Source organism: Megasphaera sp. DJF_B143, from assembly GCF_900320625.1.
GTDB classification, from domain to species: Bacteria; Bacillota; Negativicutes; order Veillonellales; family Megasphaeraceae; genus Megasphaera; species Megasphaera hexanoica.
In genome coordinates this window covers 1-7897 of record NZ_ONTA01000071.1, presented here as the reverse complement: position 1 = coordinate 7897, position 7897 = coordinate 1, and the positions used below count along the sequence as shown (strand labels likewise).

Genomic DNA, 7897 nt, shown 5'->3' with positions numbered 1-7897 from the left:
TGGCAGTAAATCTCGTCTTTGGACTCCTCGTATGGGGATTTTTACTGCCGTTCCCGCTGCTTCTGCTTCTGGTCTTTACGTTGTGGAAACAGCCGGCACCGGTTCGGCGGACCGTCATGCAATATATTAGATTTCTGTATCCCATGATGCGCCATCTGGCCGGGACGAAACAGCGGAAACATGTTCTGGCCCGCTCGTATATACAGTTTCTGAACGGACTTGTGTTGAAACAAAATCTGCATATCCCGGCAGAACGTATATTGGTTCTGGCGCCTCATTGTCTGCAATGGGATCAATGTCCCCACAAAATAACGCGCCGTGTAGATAATTGCCGGCAATGCGGCCATTGTACGATTGGGAGTCTGCTTGACCTTTCCCGCAGATCTGGCGCCCATCTGGCCGTTGCCTCAGGCGGTACGCAGGCCAGACAGCTCGTCTGTGCACTGCGCCCAAAGGCCATCGTGGCTATTGCCTGCGAACGGGACCTCATCAGCGGTATGGAAGATGTCCTTCCCTTACCTGTTTTAGGCCTCTTAAATGAAAGGCCTTATGGACCATGTTTTAATACCCATGTAGATGTATCGGCATTGTGCCGGTTTTTAGAACGACTGACAGGAGAGAATTATGAACGTACGCGAAACAGCTTTTCACAGTTTACTCACTATATGCAAAGATGACGGATATAGTAATATCGTCGTCTCCCGCACGATTCAGAAAGGAGATATGAATGACAGGGACCGCCGCTTTTATACGGAACTGGTCTATGGGACCGTCCGCTGTCTGAATTATCTGGACTGGATCATTGGAAAACTGAGTTCCCGTACGATCAATAAGCTCGACCCGGTTTGCCTGGTTATCCTGCGCATGGGGTTGTATCAGATTTTCCGTATGTCAAAGATTCCCGAATCGGCGGCCTGCAACGAAGCCGTCAAGATGGCACGGCGCTTTGGCAACCGCGGCATGGCCGGCTTTGTCAATGCCCTGTTACGGAACAGCATACGCCGCCGCTTAGAATTCCAGATTCCGGATCTTTCTGAAAATGCACCGCTTCATCTGTCTCTGACCTATCATCAGCCCGTATGGCTGGTAAAGAAATGGATTCATGATTATGGTACAGATGACACGGTACGTATTTGTCAGTACTTCGATTCCATTCCTGACCTGTGTCTGCGGACGAATACACAGCGTATCAGCCGTGATGAACTGCTGCAGCAGCTTTCGAAGCGGGGATTGCAGGCCGTGGCGGCTTCGTTTTCACCGGAAGGCATTTATCTCAAGGATAATCCGGGCATACAGTCTTTGCAGGAAATCCACGATGGACTGGCTTTGATACAGGACGAGCCGTCCCAGCTCGTCGCCCACGCACTGGATCCGCAGCCCCATGAAGTCATTTTTGATGTCTGTGCGGCGCCCGGTGGCAAGACGACCCATATAGCAGCTCTTGCCGGCCCCGATACGACCGTCTATGGCTGTGATATTTACGAACATAAGCTGAAACTCATCGAAAGCAATGCACGCGCACTGCATCTTACGAATGTGCGGACATTGCTGCAGGATGCCTGTACCATTGGAGACAAGTATAGGGAAAAAGCGGACCGGGTACTGGTAGATGCTCCCTGTTCCGGTCTGGGTGTCCTGCGCCGCAAGCTGGATTTGCGCTGGCGGAAACGGGCAGAGGATTTACAAAAACTGCCTGTACTTCAGAGCCGCATTCTGGAAAGTGCCGCTGCCTGTGTCCGCCCCGGTGGTGTTCTCGTATACAGTACCTGTACGATGAACGATGGGGAAAACAGTCAGGTCATCCAGCAGTTTCTGCAGGCTCATCAGGAGTTTAAGACCGAGAATTTGGGAAACCTCTGCGGACTCAGCCAGCCTGGCCCTTTTATCCAGCTCCTGCCACAGAAGGATGAACTCGATGGATTCTTTATTGCCCGTCTGAGAAAGGAAGGACATCGTGACTGATATTTTGAGCATGACTGAACAAGAATTGCGTCATTTTTTGGAAGATAATGGCATGAAGCCGTTCCGGGCCAGCCAGATTTTTCATTATCTGTATAAGGAAAATATATGGAAGTGGCAGGATATGCGCCTGCTTCCGCAAAAAGACCGGGACTATCTTCAGGAGAAAGCACCGCTCTATATTCCGGAAGTCGTATCCCGGCTGGAAGCACCGGATGGAACGGTCAAACTGCTGCTGCGCCTTTTTGATGGCCATACAGTAGAAACCGTGCTCATGCGTCATCCCTATGGGAATTCCATCTGTCTGTCATCCCAGGTGGGGTGTGCCGTAAACTGTGCTTTCTGTGCCTCGGCCAAAAACGGATTTGTCCGGAATCTGACGACTGGGGAAATGATATCCCAGCTCCTGGCATTCCGGAAATATGTAACGTCAGATCTCCATTCCATCGTACTCATGGGAACCGGTGAGCCCCTTCTCAACTATGATGCCGTCATTAAATTCATGCGCCTCATTCATGAAAAAAATACGTTCTATCTGGGATACCGCAATATGACTCTTTCGACATCGGGCATCGTTCCCCGTATGTACGACCTGGCAGCCGAAGACATGCCGATTACTCTGGCCGTGTCTCTCCATGCGCCGACGGATGAACTTCGCCGGGAAATCATGCCTATTGCAGAAAGATACCCCTTGAAACAGGTACTGGAGGCAGCGGATCATTATTTCCAGGAAACAGGACGGAAGGTTACTTTTGAATATATCCTGATCAAAGACGTCAATTGTAATCCAAACTGTGCCCGGAAACTGATTGAGCTCCTGGGCGGGAAAAATATATTGATTAATGCAATCCCTATCAATGATAATTATGATGTAGGATTATACCGGCCGGGTCAGAAGGCCATGCGGGATTTTGTAGAAACGCTGCAGCATCATGGCTTGTCAGTTACGCTGCGCCATGAAATGGGCAGTAAAATCCAGGCGGCCTGCGGGCAGCTGCGCATAAAACATCTGAATACGTAAGAAGCGATTGACAGTATTCTTCAGATATGCTATGTATTATAGGAGCATAGTCTATACGCACCGTCGAGAGGACGTGAGAGTTTGGGAACATATGGTGAATCTAAAATAGGCCTGGTGCGCAAAGTGAATGAAGATTCATACTATATCAGTGCTGATCAGGATGTATTGGCCGTTGCCGATGGCATGGGCGGGTACGTAGGTGGTGAGATAGCCAGTAAAACGGCTGTTAAAGCGATTGCCTATTATTTTGAAAATTACACATTTACAGCTCCCGTACAATTGGAAAAAGCCGTTCAATATGCTAATTCCTGCATTCTTAGCAAGACCATGATTGATCCGTCGCTGAAAGGAATGGGGACGACCGTATCGTTAGTGACCTTATCGGGTGAACGGGCTTTCTGGGCACATGTCGGCGACAGCCGGATTTATCTGTACCATGATCATAAATTACAGCAGATTTCCAAAGACCATACGATTGTACAGGTCTTGTTGGAAAAAGGAAAGATTACCGAAGAAGAAGCTGAAAGTCATCCGAAACGGCATGTCCTTACCCGTGCCGTCGGCGTTGACCGTAATTTGTTAGTTGACAGCGGTATTTTCCAGATACATCATGGGGACCGTCTGCTCCTTTGTTCTGACGGATTAACCTCTTTTGTCAGTCAGGAAGAATTATGCGAGGCACTGGGGAATACAGCGCTCAGTGAACGGGAAATCATTAATACGTTGTTTGACCGTGTTTATGAAAACGGTGCAAAAGATAATGTGACAGCTGTACTTAAAACCGTTGAATGAACAGATACCTGCTATGAAAGTGGTGGAAATCAGAAATGATTGGTCATATCTTAGACAATCGATATAAGATATTGGAAAAAGTGGGTAGCGGCGGCATGGCCAGCGTGTACAAGGCACAGGATATTCTCCTGGACCGGATTGTTGCGGTCAAAGTCCTGCATAGCAAATATGCCAGCGACCATGATTTCGTCGTGCGCTTCCGTCAGGAAGCCCAGGCGGCAGCTAAATTATCCCATCCCAATATTGTAAATATATACGACGTCGGCTACGACGAAAACGCGCATTATATTGTCATGGAATACGTGCGCGGTGAAACACTGAAAGAATATATTGAAAAGCACGGCCATCTGCCAATCAATACGTCAATCCAGATTACCTTCGACATTGGTGAAGCATTGGAGCATGCCCATGCGAACGGAATTGTCCACTGTGATATCAAACCGCACAATATCCTGGTGACAGAAACGGGACGAATCAAAGTGGCCGATTTTGGCATTGCCAGAGCGATTAATTCCAGTGCGACCAACAAAGGGGATAACTCGGTTCTGGGATCGGTCCATTATTTTTCACCTGAACAGGCCAGTGGTGGAAAAATCGATGAACGGACGGATATTTATTCTCTTGGCGTCGTCATGTATGAAATGATGACCGGTGTCGTTCCTTTTGAAGGAGACACGGCAATCAGTGTGGCTCTGCAGCATGTGCAGGATGATATCCCGCTGCCAAGTAAATACAACCGCCGGATTCCCCAGCTGGTAGAACGATGCATTCTGAAGGCCATGGCCAAAAATCCTGACGATCGGTTTCAGTCCGTAACGGAAATGATGTCGGAACTGCGCATGGCCCAGGGATTTGTCAATACGAATAAAGCCAAAGGCGCACCGCCTATTATTAAAAACAATTTCAATACGCAGAAAATACAGCCGATGAAGGACCGGCAGGAACCCAAAAGAAAAGGCTTTTTTGCCCGGTTCGTCGATTCTATCAGCAATCATTCCAAAAAATCTATCGTCATTGGAATGATGATTGTATTTGTAGCGACTTTCGCCTGGGCCTTTTTCTCCTTCGGTAATTTCTGGAGTACAGAAAATATCACCGTTCCTGATGTGACAGGGAAACAGGTAGAAATTGCCAAGAATATATTGAAGAAGAAAAATCTCGATGTGTCTGTCAAGGAAGTCGAAAGTTCAGATGTGCCGATTGGTGAGGTCATCAGCCAGACGCCGTCAGGCGGTGCTGTCGTCAAAGCCCAGCGGACAATCCATCTGACGGTCAGCAAGGGCAATAAGGGAGAAGAAGTCCTGATTCCGGACCTGAAAGGGCTGACGATGGATGAGGCAGAAAAGATTCTGAAAGAAATCGGTCTTTCCATCGGCAAGGTCAAGTATGAATCCAGTGATTCTGTCGAAAACGGCCATATCATCAGCCAGAATCCCAAATCACCTGATAAAGTAGAAAAGGGAACGAAAATCAACCTCGTGATCTGCCGCAAGAACAGTGATGAAACAAAACCGTCCAAGGCACTGCCCGATACGTCTGGCATGAGTCTCGATGCGGCCATCAAAGCCTTGCAGGATGCCGGTTATAATGTAGGTAATATTTCTAATCTCGACAGCTCGAAAGACCAGAGCCAGGCTAAAGTCACCAGTCAGTCCCAGCAGGGGGATTCTGTCGATTTGTCTGTCGAATATCCGTCGGCGGCACCGGCAGCTGATCCCAATGCCAACAATCAGGAACAGGCCGGAACGACTCATACGGGCATGGTCAATATCAGCGTTCCATCCGGTGCTTCCAGTCAGCATGTCCAGATTGTCGTCAGTGATGACAACGGATCCCGTGTCGTCTATGACCGGAACCAGTCTGGCGGGGATAGCATCAGTAAGAGCGTCAGCGGTACAGGCCGGACGAGAGTTAAGGTATATATCAATAATTCACTGGTTCAGGACCAGTACATTTAAAGCGCCACAGGGCAGAGGAGGATTATGACAACAGGCCGGGTCATCAAAAATTACAATGGTTTTTATTACGTCGATACAGGAGACCAGGAATTGGTGGAATGCCGGCGCAGAGGGAAGCTGAAAGCGAAGATACTCGTAGGAGACCGGCTGTCTCTGACTATGGTCGATGACCACAAAGGGGTCATCGAAGCCGTCCTGCCGCGGTCTAATGCGCTCCGGCGCCCGGCTGTGGCCAATATAGACCAGATGTTCATCATCATGGCAGCCCAGTCACCGGATCCGAACCAGTTCCTGGTGGATAAGATGCTCATGACGTGTGAGTATGCCGGCATCCATCCCAAGCTCTGCTTTAATAAGTGCGATTTGGACCGGGAAAAGGCAGAACAGTATCAGTCTTTTTATCAGGACTGCGGGTACGACGTGTACCTCGTATCGGCCCGGACAGGGGAAGGCATCGACGCGCTTCTCCGGCTCCTGCCCCAGAAGATAACGGCTTTTGGCGGCCCGTCCGGTGTAGGGAAATCCAGTCTGTTATCGCGGATTCTGGGACGGGATTTGTCTGTCGGTCAGGTAAGTGAAAAGATCAAGCGGGGCCGCCATACGACACGTCACTCAGAGATACTCTGCATGGATGACCATACGTATGTCGTCGATACGCCGGGATTCAGTTCTCTGGAATTTGAAAATCTGGAACCCCGGGAGCTGATACAGCTGTTCCCCGATATGATGCCATACACCGGTACCTGCCGGTTCAATTCATGCCTCCATTATCATGAACCGGATTGCTGCGTCAAACATGCCGTAGCAGAGGGAAAGATAAGAAAAGAACGATATGAAACGTATTGCAAGATTTTAGAGTCCATTCTGGAAAGGAAACGATTTGCATGGTAGCTATTTGTCCGTCCATTTTATCTGCCGATTTTGCCCGCCTGGCCGATGAAGTCAAAGACGTTGAAAAAGGCGGCGCCGATTATATTCATCTCGATTTGATGGATGGGCATTTTGTGCCCAACCTGACCTTCGGTGTCCCCGTGATTTCCAGCCTGCGCAAGTATACGTCGACGCCCTTTGATGCTCATCTCATGGTAGAACATCCGGAAACGTATATTGATGGCCTGAAGAAAGCGGGCGTCACGTATGTTACGGTCCATCAGGAAGCCTGTATCCATCTGGACCGGGTCATCCAGCAGATTCACGAAGCCGGTATGAAGGCCGGTGCAGCACTCAATCCGGCAACCCCCGTCTCTTCTCTGGAATGCGTGGCCGGAATGGTCGATATGATCCTTATCATGAGTGTCAATCCCGGTTTTGGCGGGCAGAAATTTATCCCGTATACGCTGGATAAAATCCGGGCGGCCCGGTCGCTCCTGACGAAGAGCGGCAATACGACAGCCGTCATTGAAGTCGATGGTGGTGTCAATAGCAAGACCGTTCAGGCTGTCAGGGAAGCGGGGGCTGATTTCCTCGTAGCCGGCAGCGCTGTCTTTGGTGCCAAAGACCGGGCGGCAGCTATTGCGGCCCTGCGCTGAACGCAGGCAGTGCTTGTATTTCGCATTTTATTATGGTAAAATGTCTTTTGTATGAAAGAACTGAATAGAAATAGTCTTTGGGGCAAGGTGAGAAAGCGACGCTTTCAATTCCTGACCGGCGGTAGAGTCCGCTAACTCCTTATGGGAGCTGAACCGATGGGATTTCGGTACCGACAGTATAGTCTGGATGGGAAAAGACAGCACGGACGTGTTTATTTAGTGTGCTCAAAAAGGCTATTGGTATGTATGTGTACCGATGGCCTTTTTTGTTTCTGTGACAGGAAAGGAAGGACAATCTTGGAACCGATAGAATATATGCAGGAAGCCCTGTCTCTGGCCAGACTGGCACTGGGGTATACATCCCCAAACCCGGCTGTAGGCTGTGTGATTGTCAAAGACGGTAAAATCGTAGGACGGGGCTATCACCACAAGGCCGGTACACCTCACGCAGAAGTATGGGCACTGCGGGAAGCGGGAGATCAGGCTGAAGGAGCTACGGTGTACGTCACGTTGGAACCGTGTGCTCATTATGGACGGACGCCTCCCTGCGCCCGGACGCTGGTAGAAAGAAAGGTGGGAAAGGTCGTCATGGCCATGCTGGATCCCAATCCGCTCGTCGCCGGAAAAGGTGCTGCGAT

Annotated in this window: 8 protein-coding genes and 1 riboswitch; all 8 genes read left to right on the top strand. The window is 49.7% G+C overall.

Translation table 11 applies throughout. The annotated features are described in order from the left end of the window. Window positions 1-677: DUF116 domain-containing protein (locus DBO31_RS02090; RefSeq protein ID WP_150824323.1), on the top strand; the 677-nt coding region annotated here is incomplete at its 5' end. Next, window positions 625-1962: a 16S rRNA (cytosine(967)-C(5))-methyltransferase RsmB gene (rsmB, locus tag DBO31_RS02085; RefSeq protein WP_150824322.1), complete on the top strand. Its 1338-nt coding sequence runs from the start codon at window positions 625-627 to the stop codon at window positions 1960-1962. The genes DBO31_RS02090 and rsmB, both read left to right, overlap by 53 nt. After that, complete coding sequence (gene rlmN, locus DBO31_RS02080) at window positions 1955-2980, top strand: 23S rRNA (adenine(2503)-C(2))-methyltransferase RlmN (RefSeq protein WP_150824321.1); 1026 nt, start codon at window positions 1955-1957, stop codon at window positions 2978-2980. The genes rsmB and rlmN overlap by 8 nt, the downstream gene beginning before the upstream one ends. A gap of 81 nt (window positions 2981-3061) precedes the next feature. Then, a complete protein-coding gene (locus DBO31_RS02075; RefSeq protein WP_113855793.1) occupies window positions 3062-3772 on the top strand; it encodes a Stp1/IreP family PP2C-type Ser/Thr phosphatase in 711 nt (236 codons plus the stop codon). A gap of 35 nt (window positions 3773-3807) precedes the next feature. Next, on the top strand, window positions 3808-5730 hold the full coding sequence (gene pknB / locus DBO31_RS02070) for a Stk1 family PASTA domain-containing Ser/Thr kinase (RefSeq protein WP_059075885.1): 1923 nt from the start codon (window positions 3808-3810) through the stop codon (window positions 5728-5730). 24 nt (window positions 5731-5754) lie between these two features. Then, the gene (gene rsgA / locus DBO31_RS02065) at window positions 5755-6621 is read left to right on the top strand and encodes a ribosome small subunit-dependent GTPase A (RefSeq protein WP_059075886.1); all 867 of its coding nucleotides are present in this window, start codon (window positions 5755-5757) and stop codon (window positions 6619-6621) included. Then, window positions 6615-7259, top strand: coding sequence for a ribulose-phosphate 3-epimerase (gene rpe / locus DBO31_RS02060; RefSeq protein WP_059075887.1), 645 nt, complete (start codon window positions 6615-6617; stop codon window positions 7257-7259). The genes rsgA and rpe overlap by 7 nt, the downstream gene beginning before the upstream one ends. Window positions 7260-7328: 69 nt before the next feature. Further along, window positions 7329-7462: riboswitch (FMN riboswitch) on the top strand. A 94-nt stretch (window positions 7463-7556) separates the two neighbouring features. Next, on the top strand, window positions 7557-7897 hold a 341-nt coding region (ribD, locus tag DBO31_RS02055; protein ID WP_150824320.1), incomplete at its 3' end, for a bifunctional diaminohydroxyphosphoribosylaminopyrimidine deaminase/5-amino-6-(5-phosphoribosylamino)uracil reductase RibD.

Excerpts from the sequence above, each read along its gene's own strand:
- rsmB (WP_150824322.1), top strand. The coding sequence starts at position 625 with ATGAACGTACGCGAAACAGCTTTTCACAGTTTACTCACTATATGCAAA.
- pknB (WP_059075885.1), top strand. The coding sequence starts at position 3,808 with ATGATTGGTCATATCTTAGACAATCGATATAAGATATTGGAAAAAGTG.
- rsgA (WP_059075886.1), top strand. The coding sequence starts at position 5,755 with ATGACAACAGGCCGGGTCATCAAAAATTACAATGGTTTTTATTACGTC.
- rpe (WP_059075887.1), top strand. The coding sequence starts at position 6,615 with ATGGTAGCTATTTGTCCGTCCATTTTATCTGCCGATTTTGCCCGCCTG.